The 26,492-nt window shown below is 44.2% G+C and carries 28 protein-coding genes; 18 read left to right on the forward strand and 10 right to left on the reverse strand.

Going from position 1 to position 26,492, the window contains the following annotated elements:
- Positions 1-139: 139 nt before the first annotated feature.
- Positions 140-607, forward strand: a complete 468-nt coding sequence (locus tag EGI32_RS00105; protein WP_255153278.1) for a hypothetical protein — start codon at positions 140-142, stop codon at positions 605-607.
- A 178-nt stretch (positions 608-785) separates the two neighbouring features.
- Here the strand turns inward: EGI32_RS00105 and EGI32_RS00110 are convergent, their stop codons facing one another.
- The gene (locus tag EGI32_RS00110; protein ID WP_255153279.1) at positions 786-1,859 is read right to left on the reverse strand and encodes a class I fructose-bisphosphate aldolase; all 1,074 of its coding nucleotides are present in this window, start codon (positions 1,857-1,859) and stop codon (positions 786-788) included.
- 208 nt (positions 1,860-2,067) lie between these two features.
- On the opposite strand from EGI32_RS00110, the gene EGI32_RS00115 reads away from it, so the two are divergent.
- Entirely contained in the window at positions 2,068-3,129 is a 1,062-nt protein-coding gene (locus EGI32_RS00115) for an NADH:flavin oxidoreductase/NADH oxidase (protein WP_255153280.1), read from the forward strand.
- Here the strand turns inward: EGI32_RS00115 and EGI32_RS00120 are convergent.
- Positions 3,126-3,848 carry a DUF72 domain-containing protein gene (locus tag EGI32_RS00120; protein WP_255153282.1) on the reverse strand — a complete coding sequence of 241 codons (723 nt, stop codon included), beginning with the start codon at positions 3,846-3,848 and terminating at the stop codon, positions 3,126-3,128. The genes EGI32_RS00115 and EGI32_RS00120 overlap by 4 nt on opposite strands.
- A 71-nt stretch (positions 3,849-3,919) precedes the next feature.
- Between EGI32_RS00120 and EGI32_RS00125 the strand changes: the two genes are divergently transcribed.
- The 3 genes from EGI32_RS00125 to EGI32_RS00135 all read left to right on the forward strand — a co-directional run bounded on the left by EGI32_RS00125 (position 3,920) and on the right by EGI32_RS00135 (position 5,483).
- Entirely contained in the window at positions 3,920-4,651 is a 732-nt protein-coding gene (locus EGI32_RS00125) for a DNA-formamidopyrimidine glycosylase family protein (RefSeq protein WP_255153283.1), read from the forward strand.
- 131 nt (positions 4,652-4,782) lie between these two features.
- Positions 4,783-5,103 carry a hypothetical protein gene (locus EGI32_RS00130; RefSeq protein WP_255153284.1) on the forward strand — a complete coding sequence of 107 codons (321 nt, stop codon included), beginning with the start codon at positions 4,783-4,785 and terminating at the stop codon, positions 5,101-5,103.
- Positions 5,104-5,132: 29 nt separating this feature from the next.
- Positions 5,133-5,483, forward strand: coding sequence for a hypothetical protein (locus EGI32_RS00135; protein WP_255153285.1), 351 nt, complete (start codon positions 5,133-5,135; stop codon positions 5,481-5,483).
- Positions 5,484-5,601: 118 nt separating this feature from the next.
- Here the strand turns inward: EGI32_RS00135 and EGI32_RS00140 are convergent, their stop codons facing one another.
- A complete protein-coding gene (locus EGI32_RS00140; protein WP_255153286.1) occupies positions 5,602-5,859 on the reverse strand; it encodes a DUF1456 family protein in 258 nt (85 codons plus the stop codon).
- A gap of 115 nt (positions 5,860-5,974) precedes the next feature.
- Here EGI32_RS00140 and EGI32_RS00145 point away from each other — a divergent pair, with 115 nt between their 5' ends.
- From EGI32_RS00145 to EGI32_RS00170, 6 genes are all read left to right on the forward strand, one after another.
- Positions 5,975-6,325 (forward strand): DHCW motif cupin fold protein, encoded by a 351-nt coding sequence (locus EGI32_RS00145; RefSeq protein ID WP_255153287.1) that lies wholly within the window; start codon positions 5,975-5,977, stop codon positions 6,323-6,325.
- Positions 6,326-6,356: 31 nt separating this feature from the next.
- Entirely contained in the window at positions 6,357-6,932 is a 576-nt protein-coding gene (locus EGI32_RS00150; protein ID WP_255153288.1) for a hypothetical protein, read from the forward strand.
- 70 nt (positions 6,933-7,002) lie between these two features.
- Entirely contained in the window at positions 7,003-7,512 is a 510-nt protein-coding gene (locus EGI32_RS00155; protein ID WP_255153289.1) for a ferritin, read from the forward strand.
- A gap of 150 nt (positions 7,513-7,662) precedes the next feature.
- The gene (locus tag EGI32_RS00160; RefSeq protein WP_255153292.1) at positions 7,663-8,487 is read left to right on the forward strand and encodes a maleylpyruvate isomerase N-terminal domain-containing protein; all 825 of its coding nucleotides are present in this window, start codon (positions 7,663-7,665) and stop codon (positions 8,485-8,487) included.
- Positions 8,488-8,546: 59 nt separating this feature from the next.
- Positions 8,547-9,038 carry a GNAT family N-acetyltransferase gene (locus EGI32_RS00165; RefSeq protein WP_255153294.1) on the forward strand — a complete coding sequence of 164 codons (492 nt, stop codon included), beginning with the start codon at positions 8,547-8,549 and terminating at the stop codon, positions 9,036-9,038.
- Positions 9,039-9,320: 282 nt separating this feature from the next.
- Positions 9,321-10,007: a hypothetical protein gene (locus EGI32_RS00170; RefSeq protein WP_255153295.1), complete on the forward strand. Its 687-nt coding sequence runs from the start codon at positions 9,321-9,323 to the stop codon at positions 10,005-10,007.
- 77 nt (positions 10,008-10,084) lie between these two features.
- Here EGI32_RS00170 and EGI32_RS00175 read toward each other — a convergent pair whose 3' ends face one another.
- The 3 genes from EGI32_RS00175 to EGI32_RS00185 form a co-directional block, all read right to left on the reverse strand.
- Positions 10,085-10,642: a fasciclin domain-containing protein gene (locus EGI32_RS00175; protein WP_255153299.1), complete on the reverse strand. Its 558-nt coding sequence runs from the start codon at positions 10,640-10,642 to the stop codon at positions 10,085-10,087.
- Positions 10,643-10,840: 198 nt separating this feature from the next.
- On the reverse strand, positions 10,841-13,189 hold the full coding sequence (locus EGI32_RS00180; RefSeq protein ID WP_255153306.1) for a transglycosylase domain-containing protein: 2,349 nt from the start codon (positions 13,187-13,189) through the stop codon (positions 10,841-10,843).
- A 36-nt stretch (positions 13,190-13,225) separates the two neighbouring features.
- The gene (locus EGI32_RS00185; protein WP_255153308.1) at positions 13,226-16,228 is read right to left on the reverse strand and encodes a hypothetical protein; all 3,003 of its coding nucleotides are present in this window, start codon (positions 16,226-16,228) and stop codon (positions 13,226-13,228) included.
- Between the two features lie 250 nt (positions 16,229-16,478).
- Between EGI32_RS00185 and EGI32_RS00190 the strand changes: the two genes are divergently transcribed.
- The 7 genes from EGI32_RS00190 to EGI32_RS00220 all read left to right on the forward strand — a co-directional run bounded on the left by EGI32_RS00190 (position 16,479) and on the right by EGI32_RS00220 (position 20,145).
- Positions 16,479-16,877, forward strand: a complete 399-nt coding sequence (locus EGI32_RS00190; RefSeq protein ID WP_255153309.1) for a hypothetical protein — start codon at positions 16,479-16,481, stop codon at positions 16,875-16,877.
- Between the two features lie 205 nt (positions 16,878-17,082).
- Positions 17,083-17,490: a polymer-forming cytoskeletal protein gene (locus tag EGI32_RS00195; protein WP_255153310.1), complete on the forward strand. Its 408-nt coding sequence runs from the start codon at positions 17,083-17,085 to the stop codon at positions 17,488-17,490.
- A complete protein-coding gene (locus tag EGI32_RS00200) occupies positions 17,483-17,692 on the forward strand; it encodes a hypothetical protein (RefSeq protein WP_255153311.1) in 210 nt (69 codons plus the stop codon). Before EGI32_RS00195 ends, EGI32_RS00200 begins: the two co-directional genes overlap by 8 nt.
- Positions 17,693-17,697: 5 nt before the next feature.
- Positions 17,698-18,093 (forward strand): hypothetical protein, encoded by a 396-nt coding sequence (locus tag EGI32_RS00205; RefSeq protein WP_255153315.1) that lies wholly within the window; start codon positions 17,698-17,700, stop codon positions 18,091-18,093.
- Entirely contained in the window at positions 18,086-18,712 is a 627-nt protein-coding gene (locus EGI32_RS00210; protein WP_255153316.1) for a SprT-like domain-containing protein, read from the forward strand. The genes EGI32_RS00205 and EGI32_RS00210 overlap by 8 nt, the downstream gene beginning before the upstream one ends.
- An 83-nt stretch (positions 18,713-18,795) precedes the next feature.
- Positions 18,796-19,347, forward strand: a complete 552-nt coding sequence (locus EGI32_RS00215) for an RNA polymerase sigma factor (protein WP_255153318.1) — start codon at positions 18,796-18,798, stop codon at positions 19,345-19,347.
- A 3-nt stretch (positions 19,348-19,350) separates the two neighbouring features.
- Positions 19,351-20,145 carry an anti-sigma factor gene (locus tag EGI32_RS00220; protein ID WP_255153319.1) on the forward strand — a complete coding sequence of 265 codons (795 nt, stop codon included), beginning with the start codon at positions 19,351-19,353 and terminating at the stop codon, positions 20,143-20,145.
- 310 nt (positions 20,146-20,455) lie between these two features.
- Here EGI32_RS00220 and uxuA read toward each other — a convergent pair whose 3' ends face one another.
- From uxuA to EGI32_RS00240, 4 genes are read right to left on the reverse strand one after another with little or no spacing between them, the layout of a single operon-like run.
- The gene (gene uxuA / locus EGI32_RS00225) at positions 20,456-21,643 is read right to left on the reverse strand and encodes a mannonate dehydratase (RefSeq protein ID WP_369681601.1); all 1,188 of its coding nucleotides are present in this window, start codon (positions 21,641-21,643) and stop codon (positions 20,456-20,458) included.
- Between the two features lie 27 nt (positions 21,644-21,670).
- A complete protein-coding gene (locus EGI32_RS00230) occupies positions 21,671-22,486 on the reverse strand; it encodes an SDR family oxidoreductase (protein ID WP_255153320.1) in 816 nt (271 codons plus the stop codon).
- An 8-nt stretch (positions 22,487-22,494) separates the two neighbouring features.
- A complete protein-coding gene (locus EGI32_RS00235; RefSeq protein ID WP_255153322.1) occupies positions 22,495-24,009 on the reverse strand; it encodes a hypothetical protein in 1,515 nt (504 codons plus the stop codon).
- A gap of 49 nt (positions 24,010-24,058) precedes the next feature.
- A complete protein-coding gene (locus tag EGI32_RS00240; RefSeq protein WP_255153323.1) occupies positions 24,059-26,482 on the reverse strand; it encodes a glycoside hydrolase family 2 protein in 2,424 nt (807 codons plus the stop codon).
- Positions 26,483-26,492: the final 10 nt, after the last annotated feature.

Here is a 26,492-nt window from a genome sequence, read left to right on the forward strand (position 1 = left end):
AGGAAGGAAAGAATAAGAAATAAAAAATAAGCAATAAGAAACTCCGGCTTCTAAACGCTGACCACTTTCTTATACCTATTTTTTATTCCTATTTCTTATTTTAAAGGCATGATGTTTGCGTTAAAAAAGCTTAAAACATATGACCGGATCACCCTTAACAATAGCAGCCTGCTCAATATTACTTCTGGCCTGTAACCAACAGGAAAAGAAAACTGTAACAACAACCCAGGAAACAAAGCCGGTAACAAAGCCTTCGGAACCTATTAAAGAATGTTACTCAAAGATCAGCGGCAAAGACACGGTGCAACTGAGTTACACGATAAATGACAATGTGGTTGCCGGCGAACTGATGTACAATTATTTTGAAAAAGATAAAAATACCGGAACTATCAAAGGGAAGTTTTCAGGCGATACATTGGTGGCGGAATACAGTTATCGGGCGGAAGGGATGCTATCGGTAAGAGAAGTGGCTTTTGTAAAAAAAGGCAATCTGCTGGTAGAAGGGTTTGGTGAAAGTAAAGACAAAGCTGATAAAACCGTCTTCAAAAGTATAACCACCTTGCAATTTGATGAGAAAGCAGCATTGACAAAAATAAACTGTAATTAAGATAATCGCAGATCACAGACAGATTTCAGGATTTCGCAGATTTTTGCAAAGCAAAATGAAAATGCAGTTTATATAAATCCGATTTTTTTTCATTGAAGTTTACATGAACTGCATTTAATTTTTTACCTAGTAAAAATGAGCTGAGAAATCTATTCATCCTATTGATACCTGCATTTTTCTATGCGATTGTTATGTTATCATCCGCATAGATATCCTGTATCGTATTCAGCAATTTCACACCATCTTTCATCGGTTTCTGAAATGCTTTTCTTCCCGATATCAATCCCGTACCGCCTGCCCTCTTATTGATGATAGCAGTGATGGCAGCTTCCTTCAGGTCTTTATCTCCTTGTGATGCACCTCCGGAATTGATCAACCCGATCCTGCCCATATAACAATTGGCTACCTGGTAGCGGCAAAGATCGATCGGGTTATCAGAAGCCAGTTGCGAGTACATTCGTTCATCCAGCTTTCCGTAACTGCTGTTACCCATACTCATCGCTTTGAACCCGCCATTGTTTTCCGGCAGCTTTTGTTTGATGATATCCGCCTGTATGGTCACGCCCAGGTAATTCGCCTGCCCGGTAAGATCGGCGGAAACATGATAATCCACTCCGTCTTTTTTAAAGGCGTCATTGCGCAGGTAACACCAGAGAATGGTTGCCATCCCCAGCTGATGAGCCCTGTCAAATGCTTTAGACACTTCCACGATCTGCCTGTCTGATTCGGCAGAGCCGAAATAAATAGTAGCGCCAACAGCCGCAGCGCCAAGGTTCCAAGCTTCTTCTACTGTGCCATACATTGTCTGGTCAAATTTATTGGGATAAGTCAGCAGCTCGTTGTGATTCAGCTTCGCGATGAAAGGGATCTTATGCGCATATTTTCTGGCCAGGATGCCGAGGCCGCCAAATGTGGTAGCCACTGCATTACAGCCGCCTTCAATTGCCAATTGAAGGATGTTTTCCGGGTCGAAATAAACCGGGTTGGGCGCAAATGAAGCCCCGGCGCTATGCTCCACCCCCTGATCGATGGGTAATATGGACAGGTAACCCGTTCCCCCCAATCGCCCATGGGCGAATATCCTGGAAAGGTTATTGAGTACCGGGATATTGCGGTTCGACAAAGCATATATATCATCCACAAAAGAAGGGGAAGGCAAGATTAGCTGATCTTTCGAAATCGTGCCGCAGGTATGTGTAAGCAGGCTTTCATTTTCTTTACCGATTAATCCGGATAATTGATCCATGTTCATAGCTGGAATTTTAGAGTATAAATTTAATCCTTTTACCACGGAGAAAAGCAAAGAGTTCAAAAGTTCAAAATGTTTAAAACGTTTAAAACGTTTCTTTACATTTCGATCCTCTTGAACCTTTGAACTTTTGAACTTTTGAACCTTTGAACTCTTTAACTTTTGAACTCTTTAAACCTTATACCTACTTTTGTAAAAAATAACATTCAATATGTCTGCACTTTTTCAACCACTCACTATAAGAAATATAACTTTTAAAAACCGGCTGGTAGTTTCGCCGATGTGCCAGTATTCGTCTATCGATGGATTTGCCAACGATTGGCACCTGGTACACCTGGGCAGCAAGGCGGTAGGTGGTGCCGGACTTGTCATTACGGAAGCCACGGCAGTTTCGCCGGAAGGAAGGATCTCACCCGGAGATCTTGGTATCTGGAAGGATGAACAGGTGGAATTTTTGCAACGCATCACTTCCTTTATTTCATCAAACGGAAGCATACCGGGCATCCAGCTGGCACATGCCGGGCGCAAAGCCAGTCATCATGCTCCCTGGGAGGGCAATAAAGCACTCAAAGAAGATGAGGGTGCCTGGCACACCCTGGCACCCTCTGCTGTTCCCTATGCCGATGGAGAACCTGTTCCCCGGGAAATGACATTGGCAGACATACGGCAATGCATCAACGATTTTTCAAAAGCTGCACAACGGGCTATAGATGCAGGGTTCAAAGTTTTTGAAATACATGCGGCGCATGGTTACCTGCTCAATCAGTTTCTTTCCCCGCTAAGCAATAAAAGAACGGATGAATATGGCGGCTCGTTTGAAAACCGGACGAGGCTGCTGTTGGAGGTCATAGAAGCTGTAAGGAAAGTAATTGGCTACAACCTCCCATTATTTGTCCGCATATCGGCCACCGAATGGGTGGAAGGCGGCTGGACGATGGATGATTCATTATTGCTTGCCGGCGCATTAAAAGATGCCTCTGTAGATCTCATCGATTGCTCCAGCGGCGGCAATTCGCGTGATCAGAAGATTGCTATCGGGCCGCTTTACCAGGTAGATTTTGCGGAGGCAATAAAAAAGACCGGTTTACTTACCGGCGCTGTAGGGCTCATCACTACTGCTTCTGAAGCGGAAGTTATCATCGCTTCGGGCCAAGCTGATATGGTATTTATGGCGAGGGAATTTTTGCGGGATACTTATTTTCCCCTTCACGCTGCCAAAGAATTATCAATAGATGTAGAATGGCCGAAGCAATATGTGAGAGCGAAAATTTAAAATGCAGCATATTCCTGGAGGAAAGAAGCATTTTCCAAAGCTGCCCTCGTGGCAGTATTATTGAACAGTAGTAATGCTTGCCCAACAACAGGATCCTTTTGCAGTGTATCCGCCACGTTCCTTAAAAAGCCTTGCTCATACATGGAATAATATAATTTTGGTACACCATGAAAGCGGTAATACGCTACGGCATTTGATACGACCACATCATCCGGCAAGCCAGGGAAACTTACTCCGCAGAAAGTAACAGAGCGTTGTTTCAATGAAGCAATCACCCGTTTATTCCACCAGCTGCGATGCCTGAACTCAAGAATGTTTGTGAAACCGGTATCCATATTATCGAGGATCATGTCCAGCCTTTCCTCCGTATAATCATACGAAGGCGGCAACTGGAACAATATTCCTTTCAGCTTATCAGACAGTCCTTCGCCTGCGGCTGCATACAATTGCTCCAACTGTTGATTTACTTCCACGAACTGACGCGTATGGGTGATTTCCCTCGGGGCTTTCAGGATGAAACTGAAATCTTCAGGCACTTTATTGTACAGGTTTTTCAGAAAACGTGCCGTAGGAAATTTATAAAAACTCACATTCAATTCTACCGTATCAAAGAACCGGGCATAATAAGGCAACCAATCAGCCTGCACAAGATCGTAAGGATAAAAAAGCCCCTGCCAATCCTTGTAAGCAAATCCAGAACATCCGATTTTCCAATCCATCATATAGTTTTACTACCTCTTTCAAAAACAACACCAGATGGCGTAACTTTTGTATTACAGGTAAAAAACTTATGCCCGAAGGCCCATCCATCATCATCCTGCACGAAGTGCTCAAACCTTTTAAAGGAAAAAAAGTCATCAGTGCTTCCGGATACGCAAAGATTGATTACAAAAAGCTGAAGGGCAAAACCATCACCGATCTTAAGACCTGGGGCAAACACACGCTGATCTGTTTCAAAGATATTACCATCCGCATCCATCTCCTGATGTTCGGTTCATACCTGATCAATAAGACCAAAAAGATCAACCCGAAACTGAGCCTGCATTTTGCGAAGGATGATGTCAATTTTTATATGAGTGATATCAAACTCATCGAAGAGCCGCTGGATGAAGTGTACGACTGGAGCGCCGATATCATGAATAAAAAATGGAGCGTTGCCAAAGCAAAGAAAAAACTGGCCGGACATCCCGCCATGCTGGTTTGTGATGCTTTGCTGGACCAGGATATATTTTCCGGATCGGGCAATATCATCAAAAACGAAACATTGTTCCGCACCCGCATCCATCCCGAAAGCGTGGTGAGCAGTTTACCGCCGGCAAAATTATCCGCCCTGCTGAAGGAGGTCAGCAAATTCGCAGTTGATTTTTTGAAATGGAAAAAAGAAGGAACACTCAGCAAACATTTCCAGGCATATGAAAAAAAAGAATGCCCGCGTTGCAAAATACCTTTGCATAAACGATTGACCGGCAAGGGAAAAAGGCAGAGTTATTTTTGTGAAAACTGCCAGGCCAGATACCGTTGAAAGTTGAAGGTTGAAAGTTGAAAGTGGTAAATCTATGATCAACCTTCAACTTTCAACCTTCAACCTTTCGAACTTTCTTGGCACGTTTTTAACTGTAATTATCCTACCTTACTATACTAAAAACAATCATCATGAAAAAACAGACATCCAAACCAGAAGACGATATCAAAACAGATCTGAAGCACGACACCATGGAGTTTTCGGCGGCAACGGATGGTGATGATCGCCTGGATACAGACGATGAAAGATATGAAGAAGATGGCATCAGCGCCGAAGAGCTTGAGTTGCTGGAAAACGCCGATTTTGACCAGGAGGCAGCCGCCCTGGATAGTGTGGAAACAGACAGGCTGGTGGATGACGATAATCTTCCGGAAGAAGACTGGATCGATGATGTGGACCTGGATGATGATGACGAAGAATCAGTTCCCGATCACCACAGGAATGATAAATAATATAAGAATTACACCTTAAAAACAATTTTATGCCAGATAGAGAAAAAGATAACTTAGACCCGATGAATGATACAAGAAAATATGCGGCCGGTAATGAAGGTGAAATTTCTCCGGACGATGATAGTGATATCAGCGATGAAGAACGTGCATTACTCGATGCCTCTTTTGAAGATGATGAAGAAAGAAGCCTGCACGAAGCAGAACTGGATGATACCGACGAAGACGGAACTTTACTGAATGAAAAAACTTCCGCCAATTCAAAGTCGGGAGACGATCTGGATGTACCGGGTTCGGGCGATGATGATGCGGATGAAGATATTGGAGAAGAAGATGAAGAGAACAATAGTTATAGCCTGGATAAGCAGGAAGACGATCAATGATTTAATGCATAATGGATAATGGATAATTTTTTCAACTTAAACTTCTTCATGAATTGGTAAGTAAGTTAAATTGAAAAAATTATCCATTATCCATTTTTACATTATCAATTATCAGCAATTATTTTTCCTCCTCCCCTTTATCCTTATTCCGGTTATCCGGCAGTTTCCCTCTTTTATAGATCACGAGTCCATTCAAAAAATTCCTCAGCACCTGGTCCTGAGCCTGCACATATCCCGGGTGATCGGGATTGCGAAAAAAATCGCCGAGCGCTCCTTTGCTGATCTCAAAATCTACCAATTTTAATATCTCAATGATATCTTCATTGCGTAAAGAAAGGGCCACCCTCAGTTTTTTGAGAATATCGTTATTATCCATCTTCCTGCATTTTACCCGTAAATATAGTCCACTTGCTGGTTAATTTGTGCCGTTTGCTGAAATGGATTGGTCTATCCGCAAATTTTATCAGAACTTTCCGCTTTAAATAAACCAGATGAACATACCCTTCCAGGCAATCGATTGGGACAAGATATCGCCGACCATCCACGAAGGCACCACAGGAATATCTTACTGGCAGACGCTGCAGTTTGAGGGATTGCGTGTGCGTAGGGTGACATATGAGCCTGGTTATTTTGCCAACCATTGGTGTGAGAAAGGACATATTGTACACTGCCTCGAAGGGGCTTTTACCAGCGAACTGGCTACCGGCGAGAAAATATTGTTGAACAAAGGGATGAGTTATATCGTTACCGACGGCAACAGTTCGCATCGGTCTTCTTCTGAAGAAGGAACGGTGTTGCTGATAATAGACGGGGATTTTTTAAAACCAAATTCGTACCCATAGGCAACAACTTCAGCACTATAAAATCATTTGTATGAAAAGGTATTTTCTTTTTTCCGGCATGCTCATCGCGATGATAGCCTGCAATTCCAATAATCCTGAAGAAACAGCAGTTCCTGCTAAAGTTCAAAAAGGTCCGCTCATCGAAGTACCGGAAAATCCTGTAAAAATTGTTCAGAAAGACAGCATCCTCCTTAAGGATGTTGAACTGAATGAAAAAACTGTGTCGGGTAAAAAGAATGTTTCGCCGTTGGATAAAACACAGCAAAAAAAATATTCTATCCGCAAGCTGGATAACGTGGAAAGTGATGGGTTCAGATATTTTATTTACGACACCCTTTATTCCGGTAACGGGACAACTGTTTTGCTCATTTCCCGTACCTGGCCCGAAGAAAATATAGTGTGGCTGACAATCTACGATCCGGCTATGAATTTACTGGATCTCCAGCAGGTATACTATGACAATTCCGAAGGTTCATTAAACGTGGAAAGCAGCATCCGCAACAACCAGGTGAAGATCACTACTGACAATGCATACGACGAAAGCGCCAATTCCACAAAGACAGTTACCTGGTATATAAATTCAAAAAATAAGCTCGTAAAAAAATGAACCGTATCCCGTTGCGAACATAAAAGTTAAGAAGTATCTTTAATTAACCATATCACCTAAAAATATTCACATGTTATCAAAACCGATGCAGGATGCATTAAACAACCAGGTAAAATTAGAAGCTTCTTCTTCACAGGCATATCTTGCAATGGCGAGTTGGAGCGAGATCCAACCCGGATTGGATGGTGTAGCCGAATTCTTTTTCCTGCAAAGTGAAGAAGAGCGTATCCATATGCTCAAGCTGATGCGTTTCATCAACGAACGTGGTGGATTTGCCATCGTTCCTACACTCGAACAACCGATAGTAACTTACAAAGGAATCAAGAGCATGTTTGAAGAATTTCTTCAGCACGAACTGCTGGTATCCAATAGCATCAACGACCTCGTGGAACTTGCACTTTCCGAAAGGGATTATGCTACGCACAACTTTTTGCAATGGTATGTGAGCGAGCAGATAGAAGAGGAAAAAAGCGCCCGTGTATTGAATGATAAACTGGAGCTGATCGGCGATGACAAAAGCGGACTTTATCTTTTTGATCGTGATATCATGTCGCGAAGACAAGGTGGCGGAAAAAAATAATTTTTTACAAACACACCACTTCGCCACAGAAGACGATCATTCGTTTCTCTGTGGCGATTTTATTTTTCTTAATAATTAATAATTCAGACACGTTGCTGAATATTCTGGAATCAATTATTACTTATTAATTATTCTTTATTAATTGATTTTATGCTAAACAAACCTCCCATCGATGTAGTCCATCTCTTGCCGGTAATGGATAAGATGCTGATCGGCTTGCTGAAAAGTTTATCTCCTGAAGACTGGGAGCGGCAAAGCGTTGCGGGATTATGGAAAGTAAAAGATATTGCTGCTCATTTACTGGATGGAAATATCCGGAGCCTTTCGATGCTGCGGGATGGCTATTTTGGAGAAGCCCCGGGAAACGGATCGTTGCTGGATTTTCTGAACAGGTTGAATGCCGACTGGGTTAAAGCCATGAAAAGAGTTAGTCCGCAGGTTCTGATATGGTTGCATGAAGCCACCGGCAAGTCGTACTGCGATTATTATGCCTCGCTGGATCCCTTTGGCAAAGCAGGTTTCAGCGTGGCATGGGCCGGTGAAGAAGAGAGTAAGAACTGGATGCACATTGCCCGCGAATACACAGAAAAATGGCTGCACCAGCAACAGATCAGGGATACGGTAAACAAACCAGGCCTGATGGCGAAGGAATTCTATTACCCTTTCATGAATACATTCATGCAGGCCCTACCCTATACTTACCGTGAAATACACGCGGATGCAGGCACTTTGATAAAGATCGTCATTTCCGGGGATGCCGGAGGAAACTGGTATCTCGGTAAAACCCGACAGGGTTGGGCCTTGCAGGAAAATGAAACTACAGCTCCCGCTGCAATAGTATCAATTGCTGCAGCGATTGCCTGGAAACTATTTTCGAAAAGTATCCGGGCTTCGGATGCGAAAGATGAGATAATCATTACCGGCGAGGAAAGGCTGGCATTGCCTGCATTGGATATGGTGAGTGTGATGGCGTAAACCCCGGAGGTTTTAAAAAACCTCCGGGGTTTTTATTTATATTTATTCAAAATTTCCAGATGCACGTTAGAGATGCTGTTCAGGATGACCTTCCGGTGATCGTAGATATTTACAACTCCACTGTAGAAGGCCGTATGGTGACTGCCGATACCACTCCGGTAAGTGTTGCCGACAGGCAGGCCTGGTTTGACGAACACACTCCCCACCGGCGGCCGCTATGGATGATAGAAGATGATGAAAAAAATGTGATGGGCTGGGTCAGTTTCCAGGATTTTTATGGGCGCCCGGCCTATGATGGAACTGTCGAGATCAGTATTTACCTTCATGAAAGTGCCCGTGGAAAAGGCCTGGGAAAGAAACTACTGAAATACAGTTTTTCCCGCTGCGAAGAACTGAACATCCATACATTGCTGGGTTTCATCTTTGCGCACAACCTGCCAAGCGTAAAACTTTTTACAGATCTTGGTTTTGAAGAATGGGCAAACCTCCGTGATATCGCCGTCATGGACGGACAAGAGTACAGCCTTAAAATTTTTGGTAAAAAGATATGAGGACATGACCAACAGCACTATTACTTCATCTGCAAAAGGAACACGTTTCACCCTGATATTACTTTTTAGGGATATACGTCTTCCTCCATTCCCGTACACCGATCAATGATCTTCTTCGCAATAAAATAGCGATGTTCAAAAAAGAGGAAGGAATAAAATAACCCTGGTTTTGCAACATTATTTTTAAACATACCCATCAGAGGGTATTGGGTTTGCTGATTTTATGTTCTATACTTGTGTAATAAACTCATTGGTATTAACTCTAAACTAAAAACTGACATTATGAACCAATTAGAACTTCGTGTACAAAAGCTCGAAAAAAATCTCCGCAACTACCGCATCATTTTCGGTACCGGCATCATCGCTCTCTGCACATTCTCCCTCATGTCTTCGGGCACCAAGAATCAGTTTGTGCCGGACAGGATACAGGCCAAATCTTTCCAGGTAGTGGATGACAATGGAAAGATCATTGCAGAATTGGGAGAAGATAAAGGAAACGGCTCTCTGACCACTTTCAATGGCCGTGGCCGCAAACTGGTTGACCTGTTCACTTCTGAAGGCGGTGCCGGTGGCATCAACACTTTTGATGACGACGGAGATGTTATCTTCAAAGTAACCCGTACGAAGAGCGGTGGCGCTTATATGGGCATGTTCAACTCTGAGGCCAAGGAGATCGTTGAATTCGGTGTTACCGAAGGCGAATCCGGTTACTTTAAAGTAAATGATAAATACGGTGAAAAGCTGGCCTGGATCACTTATACGGAAGATGGTGGGGGTTACTTCGCTTTGCTGAATAATAATAAAGAAACGATCCGCCTTTCTACTCCGGATGCAGGTGGACGTATCGGTATTTCCAATAAAAGAGGAAACCGTAACGTTTACATCGGCACACAGGATAACCAGGATGGTAACATTACGATCTCCAATGCCGCTGGTTCCAAACTGGGAAGCATTCCTACAAGCTATTAATGAATTTCTGACCGGCGCTAGACAAAAAGCCCTGCAAAAATTTGCGGGGCTTTTTCCTTATAGTCTGAGTTATTAAACTACATCTTTGGAAGCAGTACATGATCAACTACATGGATCACACCGTTGCTCTGGTTCACATCCTTGATGGTAACTGTTGACGTACCGCCACTTTCATCTTTCAACACCAGTTTATTTCCCATCATACTTGCAGTGAGTGAGCCCCCTGCTACAGTTTTTAAAGTAGCACTTCCACCACCGTCTTTGATGAGTTTTGCGATATCTTTCGCGTTTAATTTACCGGCAACTACGTGATAAGTAAGTACAGTTGTAAGTGCTTTTTTGTTTTCCGGTTTCAGCAGGTTATCTACTGTTCCCGCAGGTAATGCAGCAAATGCTTCATTGGTAGGAGCAAACACTGTGAAAGGGCCTGCACTCTGCAATGTAGCTACCAGGTCGGCTGCTTTTACTGCTGCTACCAGAGTTGTATGATCTTTACTGTTCACAGCATTTTCTACAATATTTTTACTCGGGTACATGGCTGCGCCACCTACCATTACTGTTTTTTCCTGTGCAAATGCTGTTGTAGAAGCGAAGGCAATTGATGCCATTAAAAAAATACTTTTGATCTTTTTCATAAAAAACTATTTGTTGGTTTGATGAATTTATTTATTTCAGTCATGTACGATGGCAGGGGAATTTTGGTTTGGAAGAGGGAGAAAAAAAATGCCACAAATGCACGAATAAATAATGAGCAATAAAAAATCCCCGAGATAAATCCCGGGGATTTTTTAAAATTATCGAAGATTTGACTATTGACTATTTCCTATTGCCCTTTAGTAGTCGTTATCCTTTTTCGGTTTTGTTGCCGGTTTTTTATCATCCGGTGGTTTATTGCCTTGAGGTGTTACTGTAACAGGTTTATTTTCTTTCTTTTCTTCTTTTTTAGGAGGAACTGTTTTTGCCGGCGTATCCAGCAATTCAGGCTCATCACCGAAATCGAGTGCTGAACCATTTCCTGTTTCTTCTGTGAGGCTATCGCCGGTCATCAATGCACGGTTGAATGCATCGTCTGCCATGATCGGGCCGTTCTTCACTTCTGTAGGCTCATCAAATTCTTTCTGGCGGCCATAGTTCAGTTTTTTATCCGCATAAGTTTTGCTCATGAATATACCCCAACGCGGAGCGGACATTTCCGAACCACCGGCATTGTTGGAATAGATCGGGATGAACGGATCGGCGCAGCCAACCCACGAACCCGCCAGCAATTCGGGTGTGTAGCCGATGAACCAACCATCGGTATTACCGTTGGTGGTACCGGTTTTACCAGCTTTCTCCACTGGTATATTATAACTGTTGATCCTGCGTGCTGTACCCGATTTGATTACCCCCTGCATGAGTTTTACCATTGTATAATCGTCTACCTCGCCTATCACCTGTTTGCTTTGTGCCACAGGAAACTCGTGCAGCAGGTTGCCATTTTTATCTTCGATCCTCGTTACGTATACCGGTGTGGTGTTGTACCCTTTATTCGGAAACATCGTGTATGCCTGCAGCATCTGCATCATCGGAATTTCGGCAGCGCCCAACGCGATGGAAGGGTATGGAGGAATTTTTACAGTGATGCCGCATTGCTGTGCAAATTCGATGGTACGCTTCACCCCTATCACCGACATCAGCCTCCAGGCCACAAAGTTCTTGGATTGTGCCAACGCATATGCCAACGTACCGCCACCACCGGTAATGGTTTTGCCATTCAATGTAAGCGATCCGCCGGGTATCACCGTTTCGGGTGTGTAACCTGCATCGGTAACTGCCAGTGTGTAAAGCAATGGTTTGAAAGTAGAGCCTACCTGCCTCATGGCGGTGGCATTGTCGTATTTGAACCAGCGGAAATCCGGGCCGCCTACCCAGGCTTTGATCTCACCTGTTTTAGGATCCATGGCCACGAAAGAAGTCTGCAATAATAACTTGTGGTATTTGATCGAATCCATCGGTGTCATCACCGTATCCTTTTCGTGCTTGTCATTGCCCCACCAGGAAAATATTTTCATCCTCACCGGTACGTTGAATGATTTGCGGATATCAGCTTCGTCCACTTCATCGGCTTTCATGTTCTTCCAGCGCTCGCTGTATTTCATTGCACTTTCCAGCGTGCTTTCATGCCCTTTCCACAATCTTTCGCTGCGCCCTTTGAGAGAGGCATTCAACTTTTTCTGCAGCTCCGGCAGATGTTGAGCTGTAGCTTCTTCGGCATACCGCTGCATACGCGAATCGATGGTGGTGTATATTTTCAAGCCGTCACGGTTAAGATCGTATGGCTCGCCCGTCTTAGGATTCGTATTTTCCTTGCACCACTTTTTCAATACATCTATCAGTGCCCTGCGGTAGTAAGGAGCGATACCGATGTTCTCATCGATCTTTTTATAATTTGTAATGAGTGGTTTCGCCTTGAATTTCGCGGCCTGTGCTTCGGTAAGGTAATGCTGCTTACAATCCACCATCCGTTCGATCACCGTATTGCGCCTGTACAATGCCTTATCAGGACGTGAGATCGGGTTGTAAATAAATCCTTTCAGCATCCCAACCAGCACGGCTGCTTCTTCCACTTCCAACTCAGCCGGTTCTTTTTGAAAATAAGTAAGGCTGGCATTACGGATACCGTACACATTTCCCCATGGGGCCCTGTTGAGGTATAAAGTGATGATCTCTTCTTTGGTAAAATTCCTTTCCAGCTTCACCGCGATGATCCACTCCTTCATCTTATCCAGCCCACGCATCACCACATTGCCCTTGCCTTGTTTCAATATCATCTTTGCCAGCTGCTGCGTGATCGGGCTACCGCCACCATCCGTCCCAAGTTTGGCTACGGCCCTGGCAACCGCTTTCGCATCGATACCGGAGTGATCGTAAAAACGTTCGTCTTCTGTGGCGATGAGGGCGTGGATCACATTCGGCGAAATTTCATTGTATTTCACTTCACTCCTGTTTTCCGCATAATATTTACCCATCAGCATTCCATCCGCACTGATCACTTCACTGGCGAGATCGGCTTCGGGATTTTCAAGTTCCTGCAGGGAAGGCATTTTTCCAAACACACCAAAATTGGCGCACAGGAAAAGCACTACCGCGAAAAGGATTCCTCCGAAAAAAACCCGCCATAATATTTTTACAGAACGGCTCATAAATGTTTAATTAATTAAAAATAGTTGCGCCTGTTATCAAAATTTGTTGCCAAGATTTTTATTCAGCAATGCTTTGTACGCCGGCAGGTCTTTATTGGTTTTCAATACCTGCAGGTTTGCGCCGGAAATGATCATGAAAGAATATTTGTTTGCCGGCAACCAGGAAACTTCCGAAGGTGCCGCTTTTTTTATCTTGTCAAAATATTTCATAGCAGTTGCCACATCTTCAAACGGCGAAAATAACAACAATGTTTTTTCTCCGTCAATAGCGTCTCTTGTTATAACAATATTTTGTGTATAATAACTTTCCCGGTTAAACCGGCTGAATGCATTCTTCGCTTCATTGATATATACCCCATCCACTTTATCAAGTATCATCACCACATATTGCGGCTGATCAAGCTCCAGTGTGAAGCCTGCACTGATCAGTTCCGGCGCTACTTTCAATGCGGCGGTATCTTTCAGCACCTGGGGTTTTACCGGCGCTGCTACTGCTACAGGCGCCGTAGCTACCGGCTTCACCACCGGCTTCTCTGTTACGATCGGCTTTTCATCCACAAAGATCAGCTTCTCTTCTTCCGCCCTTGTAACTTCAAGATTGGTAAGATATTGCTCGATCTGGAACCTGCGGTTCAAAACATCTATCAGGCTAACCGCTTTATATTTCAACGGAGAGGATGGATATAATTCCTGCAGGTTGTTCAAGATCGCTATCGCGTTGCTATCCCTGCGCTCCTTGATCTGCTGCACCGCTTCGATGTACAACAACTGCGGCGACCAATAATTGGAACCATACAGGCTATCCGCTTTTTTCTTGGCTTCCGTTGCTTCCGAAAATTTTCCTTCGATGAACATATTGTAGATATCAGCATAACGCTGCGTCACTTCAGGATTCTTTTTGGCCGGGTCAAGCAAAGATGGATTTACGATCTTATTGCTGGCGGTAGAGCCGGCGTATTTAGTGGTCACTACATTTTTGTAATAAGCCGCTTTGGAGGCATCACCCAGTTTTGAATAACAATAATACAGACCGAGATATATTTCAGCTTCATTACCACTGTTGGCGAAACGTTGCAGGTATTCATTGTAAGTCTTGATGGCTTCGCCATAATCCAGCAATTCTTCCTGGAATAATTTTGCCAGCGCCAGCATATTCTCAGCGATCATTTTATTGCTGCTATCCATCCTTTCCGGCGACAATGGCACATTAGCGATCAGTGCATCGTAAGAAAACTCAACCGGTGAGGCTCCATTGGTAGCCAGGTTGGTCCCGGGTGTAGGCTGCACTTTATCCGGATCATCGTAATTTCCTGTGCCGGCAGTAAGCGACTTGCCCAATGCTGCTTCAGTGGCACTCTTACGCTGCCAGTTATCTACGTTCTCACGTTTGCCCCAGCGTGATTTGAATTCGGAGTAACCTCTCGATTTAGCACTGGAATTATAAAAGTACCATTCGCCTCTTGAGCTCGTTGGAAAAAGGTCTGCAGGTTCAGCATTCTTGCTGTTGGCAAAAGTAATGGGTGTGCTTCCGCCCGAATTATCTTCTTCCTTAAGCCCTTGTTCTTTGCGGTAGCGGCGCACCATTTTCCTGATGAGTGCATCACGTTCGGCAGGAGCCATCGCAGCAATCAACTGAAGGCTGTCCTGGAGTTGAATGTTGGTGATCTTTTCCACGATCTTCGCCAGTGACTCTTTCCGCTGAGTGATGTCGGCAGTTTGCGAAGCAAATGATTTATCGGTAAGGTCGAGGCTGTCGTAGTAAGAATGTGCATCCACGTATCTTTTCTGCACATAAGCGATGTCTGCGAGCTGCAGGAAAGACCTGTTTTTGTACAGTATATTCCCCTGGTTATACAATGTACTTTTTTTATACGAAATGATCGCGTTGGCGGTGTCCGGCAGCTGCATGCTCAGTTGCCCGGTAGAATAATAAATGATATCGCGGTAATTTTCGTACTTATCTTTTTTCGCCATTTTCAACAAATTGGAAATGCTGTTTTCCAGTTCTTTTGTGTTGCCGGAATTCCGCATCATCTTCGCATCGTTGAGGCGTGCGAAAATGTCCATCACCGGATCGGTGGTATGTTTGGCGGCTTTTCCGTAATAATCGGAAGCTTTTTCAAATTCCCCGTTGATCTCGAACAATTGCGCCAGCAAAAATTCCCTGCGGCTTTTATCCTGTTTGGTATCAGCATTACTCAGTGCCTTTTCGAGGTGTGCGGCCGAACTATCGAGGTTATTCTGTGTGAAGAACCAGTAAGCGGTCACTTCCTCGAGATCGTTTTTCAGGCGTTGCGGCAGGTTGCGGTCTTGCTGCAGGATATTGATCAGCCCTGCGGCATCCCCGTATTCTTCCTGATCGATGAAAGTACGGGTGAGCCAGATCAGTGCATCGTTGCGGCTTGGCGGCAAGGTCAGCACTTTCTGAACGATGTTCCTTTTTTCTTTATTGGCGATGGAAAGCGCTCCTGTACCGGGTTCGTCATTGGTTCCCACGATACGGTCGTCATCATCATTTTTTCGCTTACGCGGAAAAAGATTGTAATTGATGAACTGGAAAGTAAGCGCCGCCGAGTCGAATTGTTTGCGGAAATAATAAGCTTTCCCGATAAGGAGGTACATATTATCTACCCAATCGGTACGAAGGTCGTGCAGCAATATCCCGGCGGTGGACTTATAGATCACCGAATCCAGCTCCAATTTTTGCGAAGCGGTATTCTCGAGTGAATATGGGTAAAAAGATAACAGCTGAGAATAATCATCTTTTTGCGAAAGCCTGGCCCTTTCGAGCACACCATTGAGTTTGTTGTTGGCGTTGAAATAGAAATTATAATGTGTAACGTTATTTTGAATGAAACGCCTGAAGTTGGTCAGTTTTTTATCAGTCTTCTCCGATGCGAGGATCTTTTCTTCGTATTGAGCGGGCTTTTTTTCTTTCCCGAAGGGGTCCAATGTCCAGGTTGGCTGTGCATATGATGCGGTGATATAACAGCAGGTGAAGCAAAAAAACAGGATTAATTTTAACTTGGGTGTGAACATGGATCGACGATGTTATAATATAGGGCTAAATATCGGTTTTTTTTTACAAACCGTACCTTAAAAAAAGGCAAGCAATATGATTTTTAGCACTTTAGCAAGTTATTTCTGTTAAATAAATTCGGGGCAGACAGATACATATATAATATTCGGCAATATTATAGAGATTGGTAGCAGTTTCGTACATTTAATCCCCGGATGATGATTGGTGGAATGGGTGAAAAGGGGCATCATCCTAATTCGACACATAATTATGGCAAAACTGGATACTGGCAATACGCTGAAAAGGCTTCGGAATCACTACCGGCTGGTGATCATGAATGAGGATACGTATGAGGAAGTGGTGAAATTCAAGCTGACGAGGATGAGTGTATATGTGATCTTCAGCAGCATTTTCATCCTGATGGTGGGACTCACTTCTGCCCTCATCATTTTTACCCCGTTGAAATACTACCTGCCGGGTGTGGGATATGGAAATGCCCGGGAAGTGAAGCAGTACAGGGATCTAAAGATCAGGACGGATTCGATGGAACAGGCATTGCTGCACCAGAACCAGTATTACAGCAATATCCAGAAAGTGCTGGAGGGGAAAGTTCCTAAACTGGATACCAATAAATTAGTGTTACCGAAGGTGGAAAATACAGATGATTGAGAATAAAGTGTAGGTTTTCAGCGTTACGAAGAATGGATAATAGTATAATGGAGAATGGACAATGCCTTCTGCAGATAGTGTTTCCGGAAACCGGATAATGTATAAGCCTGAAATATTATCCATTATCCATTGATCAATTATCCATTAAATGCACTTATAAACGTTTTGAACTTTTGAACTCTTTAAACATTTTAAACCTCGTATTATGTTTACTTCCAAATCCAGGTCTTCGGCAGAAGAAACTGCCGCCGCCGCCAACAGCATCGTAGGTGCGGGTACCACCATTACCGGTAACATTGAAACCAACGGGGATCTTCGTATCGACGGTACGCTCAAGGGCGACATCATCAGCAATGCCAAGCTGCTCATAGGCCCCAACGGCGTGGTGGAAGGCAATATTTCCTGCCGCGTGGCGGATGTGATGGGACAGGTGATCGGCCATATCCAGGTAAAGGATCTTTTACAATTAAAGGGCAAAGCGCTGGTTACCGGCGATATCCATACCACTAAACTCTTTGTGGAAGAGACTGCCAGTTTCAACGGGCAATGTAAAATGGGCGCGAGCGTAGTAGAACTCAAACAACAGGATGCGCCCCTGGCTGTAAATGAATAAAGAAAAGAACAATTCCTTTTTATGGAAATATGCGGGCCTCGCTACGCAGTTTTTTGTGGCGATCGCCATTGCCGTATTTGGCGGCATGCAGCTTGACCGCCTCCTGAAATTTCGTGTGCCAATAGCCGTATGGGTGTTACCTTTGCTCTTCATCACCGGCCTGATCATCAAGATCATCCGGGATACCACACCCAAAAAATAGTCTACATGATCACGGCCAACCGGGCATTAGCCCCTTTCCTGATAGTATTTTTCCTGGTCTCACTTATCATCGGCATTGCCTGGGGCCCATTGCAACATGCCGGAATGGATAACCTGGTTTTGCTCGGCGCCAATACCCTGTTCCTGCTGATGTGTATACTCGTGTTCTTCATTCAGAAAAAAGCTTTAGGCAACCCCAATCCTAATGTTTTCATCCGCAGCGTAATGTCGGGCATGATGATCAAGATGTTTTCCTGTGTGATAGCCGTGCTTATTTATACGGTTAGCAGTGGGGCGGCTTTCAATAAAAGATCGGTTTTTGTATCCCTGCTTTTATACCTTGTTTACCTGGGGGTAGAAGTGATGGCAGTTTCCAGGCTGAACAAAAAATCAAATGGCTAAAGAACAGGTTGACCTCTCGTCACTGATCCCCTACCTGCCCGAAGGCAGTTATGAAAGTGTGGTGGAATACATTCATCGCTACAAAGTACAACTCACCATCACACGGCAGCGGCAGTCAGTACTCGGCGATTACCGCCATGCCCACGGAGCCCTGGGCCACCGCATCAGCGTAAACGGCAATCTCAATAAATTTTCTTTCCTGGTAACGCTCCTGCACGAACTGGCGCACCTGTTCACTTATGAAAAATTCGGGAACCGTGTGGCATCCCATGGCCGTGAGTGGAAAAATGAATTCGGGATGATCCTGGCGGAATTTATCCGAAAAAAAATAGTCCCCCCGGGCCTTGAAGCGGTGCTGATCAAAACATTGAAAAACCCGGCAGCCAGCAGTTGTGGCGACGAAAATCTGCTACGTGAATTAAAAAAATACGATAGTAAACAAAATGGACAATTATTTGTTGAGCAACTGGAACACAATACATTATTCAGGATAAAAGACGGCAGGATATTCCGCAAAGGCGAAAAAGTGAGAAAAAGATATAAATGCGAGGAGTTATCCACAGGCAAATGGTATCTTTTTAGCGGTGTGTACGAGGTTTGGCCTGTTTCCGGCTTATAAATTGTTTAATGTAATGTGTTTATATATTTGTCAATTGACAATTTCGCCCTATTTTCGACAAAACATAATTATCAACCCCGTTTTTGCAAGACTCACAAAAATATAGCGAAGAGGACCTGGTAAGGCTTTTACAGTCGCAGGATCAATCTGCATTTTCGTACCTCTACGATAATTATGCGGGTGCGCTCAATGGGGTAATCTTCCGGTTGGTAGAAGATATCCAGCTGCGGGAAGATATTCTGCAGGAAGCATTCCTGAAGATCTGGAACAATTTCAAACAATACGATAGCAGTAAAGGGCGCCTGTTTACCTGGATGGTAAATCTCACCCGCAACCTCACGATCGATATTTTGCGCAGCAAAGGATATAAGAAACAACAGAAAATCTCCCATGATGAAAACTCCGTAAGTAGTTATCATGACAAGAATTTTGGGGTAGAGCAATTCGATTCTATCGGTTTACGCAAGCAGGTGGCTACATTAAAACCCGACCAGAAAGCAATCATAGATCTGGCTTACTTTAGTGGCTATACACAGGAAGAAATCTCAAAAGAAATGGGAATACCTTTGGGTACGGTGAAAACCCGTATGCGAACGGCTATTATAGAACTTAGAAAATTATTGGAATTCAGTTAAATAGTGGAAATTAAAGATATCATATCGTCAGGATTATTAGAAGCTTATGTGATGGGCTTCGCTACCGCGGAAGAAACTTCGCAGGTGCAGGCCTGGGCGCATGCATATCCTGAAGTAGCCAATGAACTTTCAGTGATTGAGAAGAGCATGGAACAGTATGCTTTTGCCAATGCTGTTGAGCCTGTTGAAGATCTGAAATCACAAATATTCAATAAAATTAATTTCAATAATAGTGCCACTAAAACTGTGGTATCGGAAAAGACTCCCGCGAAAGTTTATTCCATATCACCAATATGGCAGAGAGCTGCTGCTGTTGCCATATTCCTGCTGCTGGCAAGCGTGGTGGTAAATATTGTTTATTACAATAAATTTAAAAAAGCAGCACTGGCCTACCAGCAGAAAAACGAGGAATTAATTGCCCAAACAGAAAAACTCAATGGCCTCGACCAGGACATGAGCATTGTGCAGAACAAATATAGCCGCCCGGTTGCGCTGGAAGGTTTGCCGGCAGCTCCTGAAGCTACTGCTAAAATATTCTGGATGAAAAATACCGGCGAGGTGTATATCGACCCCAGCAATCTTCCCGAAGCTCCCGAAGGAAAAGAATACCAGCTATGGGGCATCGTGGATGGCAAGCCTGTTGATGGTGGGATGATCCTTACCAGCAAAAAAGGCAACCGCTATCACATACAAAAAATGAAAAACTTTGGTAAAGCAGAGGCATTCGCCGTAACACTGGAAACCAAAGGAGGAAACCCGACGCCGAAGGGAAGTATGTTTGTGATGGGAAAACTTTAAAATCAATGAAGAATTAATAATGAAGCCCTTCGAATTGAAGGGCTTTTGATTTATGTGAAAGAATTTTATCAGGAAGAAAAAGTAAAGAATGATCACTGATTTCCAAAGGGATGAAGGTGATTACACAGATTATTTTGCTGGCGCAAAATGAAAATGCTGTTTATAAGCTATTGAACTTTTAATGATCATTCAATTTTCTATAAACTGCATTTCCGTTTTTACGAAGTAAAAACCATCTGTGTAATCCTGTTATCCCCTTGAAATCTGCGATCTTCTATCCGCTTCGATCATCATTCTTAATTCTTAATTTTTAATTCTTCATTGATCTCCTTATTCCCATTTCCAACCCTCTCAATTCCGCGAGCCCCCGAAGTCTTCCGATGGCTGAATAACCCGGGTTTGTTTTTTTGTGGAGATCGTCGAGCATTTGGTGCCCATGATCGGGCCGAATCGGGATAGAAATATTTCGCTGTTGCATCACCCTTATTATTTCCTTTACCACAGCATACATATCCACATCGCCTCCGAGGTGATCATCTTCATAAAAATCTCCGTACGCATTTCTTTTTGTACTGCGCAAATGGATGAAATGAATGCGTTCGCCAAACAATTTCACCATGGCAGGAAGATCATTGTCGGCCCTTACACCAAATGAGCCGGTGCAGAAGCAAAGTCCGTTGTTGAGCGATGGAACTGCTTTTATCAGTTGTTCAATATCCGCTGCAGTGCTTACCACACGCGGCAATCCAAGGATCGGGTACGGCGGATCATCCGGATGGATCACCATCTTCACGCCACATTCATCCGCTACAGGAATGATGTGTTGAAGAAAATAGATCAAATGACTGCGTAATTTTTGCGCATCGATATTTTCATAAGTATCCAGCACTTCCTGAAACTGCAGGAGTGTAAAACTTTCTTCACTGCCCGGTAATCCAGCAATTATATTTTTCTGCAACAGCTCTTTCTCTTCTTCCTTCATTCCTTTGAATCTTTCCTCAGCCCGCTGAAGATCGGCAGGACTATATTCTGTTCCGGCATTTTTCCTTTTTAAGATAAACAGATCAAAAGCCGCAAAAGCCGCTTTTTCAAAACGCAATGCTTTGCTGCCATCTTCCACGGTGTATGCAAGGTCAGTTCTCGTCCAGTCGAGCACCGGCATGAAATTATACGTGATGACAGTTACGCCACAGGCACCCAGGTTGCGGATGGATGTTTTATAATTCTCAATGAACTCCTGAAAATTCCCCGACTGCGTTTTGATCGCTTCATGCACGGGCACACTCTCTACCACATCCCATGTCATTCCCGCAGCCTCGATCTCAGTTTTTCTTTTCATGATCTCGTCAACCGGCCACACTTCCCCATTTTTTATATGATGCAGCGCCGTAACAACACCGCTACATCCCGCCTGCCGGATATCCGATAAACTCACCGGGTCTGTTGGCCCAAACCAGCGCATGGTCTGTATCATCTTTATTGAACTGACTTCCATCATTCTTAATTCTTAATTCTTAATTGATTTTTACACTCCGCTGAAAGCGCTGAACCCGCCATCAACAGCAATGATAGTACCTGTAACAAAACGGGAGGCATCGCTCAGTAACCATATTAAAGTACCTTTTAGTTCATCAGCCTGTCCCATTCTTTTAAATGGGGTGTGCTGCACAATAAGATTACCGCGTGCGGTGTAACTATTGTCTTCGTTGGTCAGTAAAGTCCTGTTTTGTTCCGTCAGAAAAAATCCCGGCATGATCGCGTTCATACGGACCGCATCACCGTATCGGTTAGCGAGTTCCACCGCCATCCAGCGGGTATAGCAGTCAATAGCGGATTTGCCAAGACTGTAACCTAATACTCTCGTCAGGGCTTTGGAGGCGCTGAGTGAAGAAATGTTGACGATGCTCCCGGCTCCTTTGCGTGCGATCTCTCTCCCGAATATTTGTGTAGGTAAAACGGTACCCCACAAGTTCAATTTTACCGCATTACCCAATGCCTGCATATCCAGCGAAAAAATATCATCTTCCGGTTGCACCACCGCTTCGGGAATATTTCCGCCGGCACCATTCACCAATCCATCTACAGAGCCGAATTTTTTTACCATCTCATCTTTTGCCGCAGAGAGGGCCGCTTCGTCATTTATATCAGCGATCAATGGAATGGCATGGCCCCCAGCTTTCACGATGGCATCCGCACGTTCTTCAGCCACTACCTTGTTTCTGCCGAGTATCCCCACGTTTCCGCCTTCGGCAGCGATGGCTTCCACAAAAGCTTTACCCAATATTCCTGTGCCACCTGTAACAACAAAGGATTTATTTTTCAATGAAAAAATGTCTGACATAATATTTTTTAATAGCGTAATGTTCTGTTCAATTGATCCGGGTTATTCTTTATCTGCTGCTTGGCAGCTTCCCGTACCTGGAAAAGATAAAGTGATGATATCTGCAATTTATCTGCTTCGCCCGGGTCAGAGTAGCTGCTGTTCCTGCCTTTCAGCCTCCCACTGTAATTTTGTGCATGCAAGGCTACCACATAATTTTTTCCTGAGACCCAGGGGTCCTGTATCGCGGCTTTGGAAGCCGTGCAATTCCAGAAAACCTGGTTCACGCCTGACCATCCATGGCCTGTGCCCCAATTGCCGCGATCCTGCGCATTGATCTCTCCATCACTTACAATATTATCATACAAAGTGCCCATTGCCCAACGGTGATGTGGACCGATATCCGCATGTGTTTTTTCTGCTTTACAATTAAAAAAAACATTGGGGCCACGAACCTTCGCCCCCGTAACATAATCGTGCCGCCCTTCCGAAGCAAAACAATTCATGAAAAGATTCATCTGCCCGTCATTGTTAAAAGAATATCTTCTTCCTCCTTCTATCTTCGATTTTGCATCCAGGCTTTTACAACTATCCACAGTGATATTGCGGGCTTCCGTTCCGAGGTTCACACAGGAATATCCAAAATAAACGGAGGTAACATTTTTCACCCAGCCGTTCTGCACCTTATTGAAATGTACCGCATCCCAGCCATGGTCCTCATCTTTATCACCATTAAATTCTGACTCGCATAAAAGATCTTCAATGCCGGTATTGTTGATGCGGCCTTTATAAGTGTACCGGTAAATTTCGCCACCACCATACTTATCTTCCATGGCCATCACCACAGGGTTATCCAGTGTGATCTTACTTCCGTTGATAGCGATGATCACACGCTCAAAATGCAGATCATAGTCGGCCGGCTGCCATTGCCTGGTATTGCTGTCGCGAACCTCGATCTGGTTCATTTTAAGATCATCGATCCATTGCCTGGTTCCCGGACGAAATACTACAATGCTATCACCAACTTTCAACCCCTTTACATTTTGCAATGTAAGAGAAGTTGTACCAAGCGGCACGTAACTCTCTTTTATCTTTCGCCTTGTGCCACTTATTTCCTGCAATTGCCCCGTGCCAGCTACACTGATGAGGCTACGCTGGCCTTTGCCTGCAGCTACCAGTTTCGTTTCATCCCCTTCACCCCGGAGGACAATTCCGCTGGCGGTAATACGGATAGTTCCCGCTATTTTATAAACTCCTTTCTTTAATAAGATCGCTCCGCGAAAACCATCTTTACCTACAGGTTGCACCGATAATTCATCAATGGCAGACTGGATCGCCTGCTGGCTGTTTTCCCCGGTGGGAAAAATCGTCCTCCAGGTTTGTATATCCGGCAAAGCTTCCTGATTGGCGTAACAGCCTACCCTGCTGAAATCAGGCAAAATATTCCCCAACGAATCGGGGATATATTGAAGCGAACCTTTATCATCCAGTTTTACATATTTTGACGACACTTTATTCTGTGCCACACCGGATGCAGCAGACAAACAAAATAATACTATTGTTATATATTTATTCAACTTTATCACTCCGGCCTCATTTTTTTATATCAATAAAAACTGTCGAAATTCCTTCTAACATGGCACTTGCTACAGAAGCCCCATTATTCTTTTTAATCTTTATCCTAGCAACTCCATTACAAACCTGCACATAACGGGAACCCGTAGACGTACCGAGATTATCGATCAACTTCCCATCTCCCGTCAGTCCAAAACGAACCCAATTTGCCGCATCCAGGCACTGATGCCCCTGATCATCTACAAGTTTCACCTGTAAAGTAACTTCCCCATCGGTTTCGGCGATTTTATCAAGAATAGCTTTTGCTACTTTGCCCCATGATGCTGTTTCATATTGAAAGCGAATCGTATCCGTGACTATCTCTTTCCCTTTCCGGGCAACCACATGAATCATGTTCTCTCCATTTGCAAAAGCCACTTCCCAGTGATACCCTGCAGCAGGATAATCCTGGCTGTTACGTTTTTTTACACCGGCACTTTTGCCATTCACAAACAATTCCGCCTGATCGCAGTTGGAATAAATTTTCACCAACTTTTTTTCATTCTTCTTACCCCAACGGATAGACGCAGCGTGACCATAAATATGTACCATCGGCCTGGAAGCCCAATAGGATTGAAAAACATAGAATGCTTCTTTTTTTGTAAGATCCCTTTCTACCACTCCTTTCTGGTTTACATAAGGCACAGGATTATCAGGGCGTATCGGTGTCGAAAAATCTTTAAAGGTCCAGGCCGCAGTACCAGTAAGCCGGGGCATTTTTTCCTGTTCTTTCAAATGCCAGTCCACGAGGTTGCAGATATAACTTTCATTCCAGTCACCATCCTTCGCAGCTTTGACAGACTTTATGAAATTTGCCGTATCGTTGTTGTGCATGAATTGTTGCAATGCGATATCAGGGGTTTCCGAATGCCGGCCTGCATGGCTATCTCCGCCCCACTCTACATGAAGAAAATGATTGACCTTGCTAAATTCTTTTTTAGTGAATTCTTTATAATCTGTGTAAACCCCGCGGTACCAGCCAGCCCAGATGCTAGGGGAATAAATATCAGGGATCTCTTTACAAAAATCGCAACGGCGGATAGCAGTTTTACGTGATGGATCCAGTTGATGTGAAAGATCGTTCAATTCAGTCATGAATCTTTTGATCGCAGATGTATCGAAAGAGGTGAAGTCACCCGGCCAGTCGTTTTCATTTCCCAGTCCCCAGATGATCGCCGAAGGATGGCTGTAATGTTGTTCGATCATGTTGGTGAGCATTCGCTTCGCCTGCTCTTTGTATATTCTTCCACCAAGTCCGCCACGGCACCAGGGAATTTCTTCCCAGACAAGTATTCCCAGGCTATCGCAAAGTTTCAACACATACCGAGATTGCTGATAGTGCCCGAGCCTGATGAAATTCGCCCCCATCTCTTTCATCAACAACATTTCATTCCTGATCATTTCATCCGTCATCGCTGCCGCAACTCCTGCATGATCTTCATGCCGGTGCGTTCCACGAAGCAGTAATCTTTTACCGTTCAACAGGAAAGGCCCTTTGCTTAAAAATTCGGTAGTCCGAAATCCTGCCTGCTCCGATATTCTGCAAGTATCTCCGCCGTTGATTGCGATGGCTTCCACAGTATATAAATCAGGATTTTCGGTTGACCATAACCGTGGTGCTTCAATTATTATTTCTTCTAACTGCGCATCCTTATTCAGTCCAACGAGTTTCTTTCTTGATTGGCCTACAAGTTTTCCTTGTGCATCAGTGACTTTTACAGATATATCTGCTGAACCGATATTATCAGGATTAAAAAACCTTGCCCTGACAGAAAGCTTTCCCTGCCTGCTTTTATTCTCAACTTTTGCCGCAACAAACAATTTATCAAAAGATAACGGTGGCGCATACACGAGATTAATGTGCCGGTATATTCCCCCGTAAATACTGAAATCGGATAACGTGGAAGGGATCATTTCCAGGTCGCGGCTATTGTCTGTACGGATAGAAACAGGTATACGCCCTTTGAACTGTTTCTGGTAAACCGGATTCTTTTTGAATGCTTCCACAGCATCCGTAATGTCCACCGTCCATTCATCATAACCTCCAACATGGCTGGCGACTTCCGTTGTATAAATATATACAGTTGTTTTTTGCCCCGCTCCTTCAAAATGAAGCAGCGTACGCCCTTTTGCATAAGGATTTTCAAGAGAAATTTGTGTGCGATACCAGGACGCGCCCTGGTAATAAAATCCGTCTGGATCAACGGCATCGTCCGCATTGGCACAGTGCGGCAACGTTACATTTGTCCACACCGGAACAGCTTCCGGATTGTTTTTGATCACAGGGCGCACAGCTTCCCATATGCCGCCGATATCCTGTTTTAAAAACTGCCAGTCGTTTTCCAAACGCAGGCTCTTCTGCGCATACAAGGAGTGCTGACAAAAACATATCAGCAAGATCATCGCTATATTT

The organism is Ferruginibacter sp. HRS2-29 (assembly GCF_024343615.1).
In the GTDB taxonomy this organism is placed as follows: domain Bacteria; phylum Bacteroidota; class Bacteroidia; order Chitinophagales; family Chitinophagaceae; genus Ferruginibacter.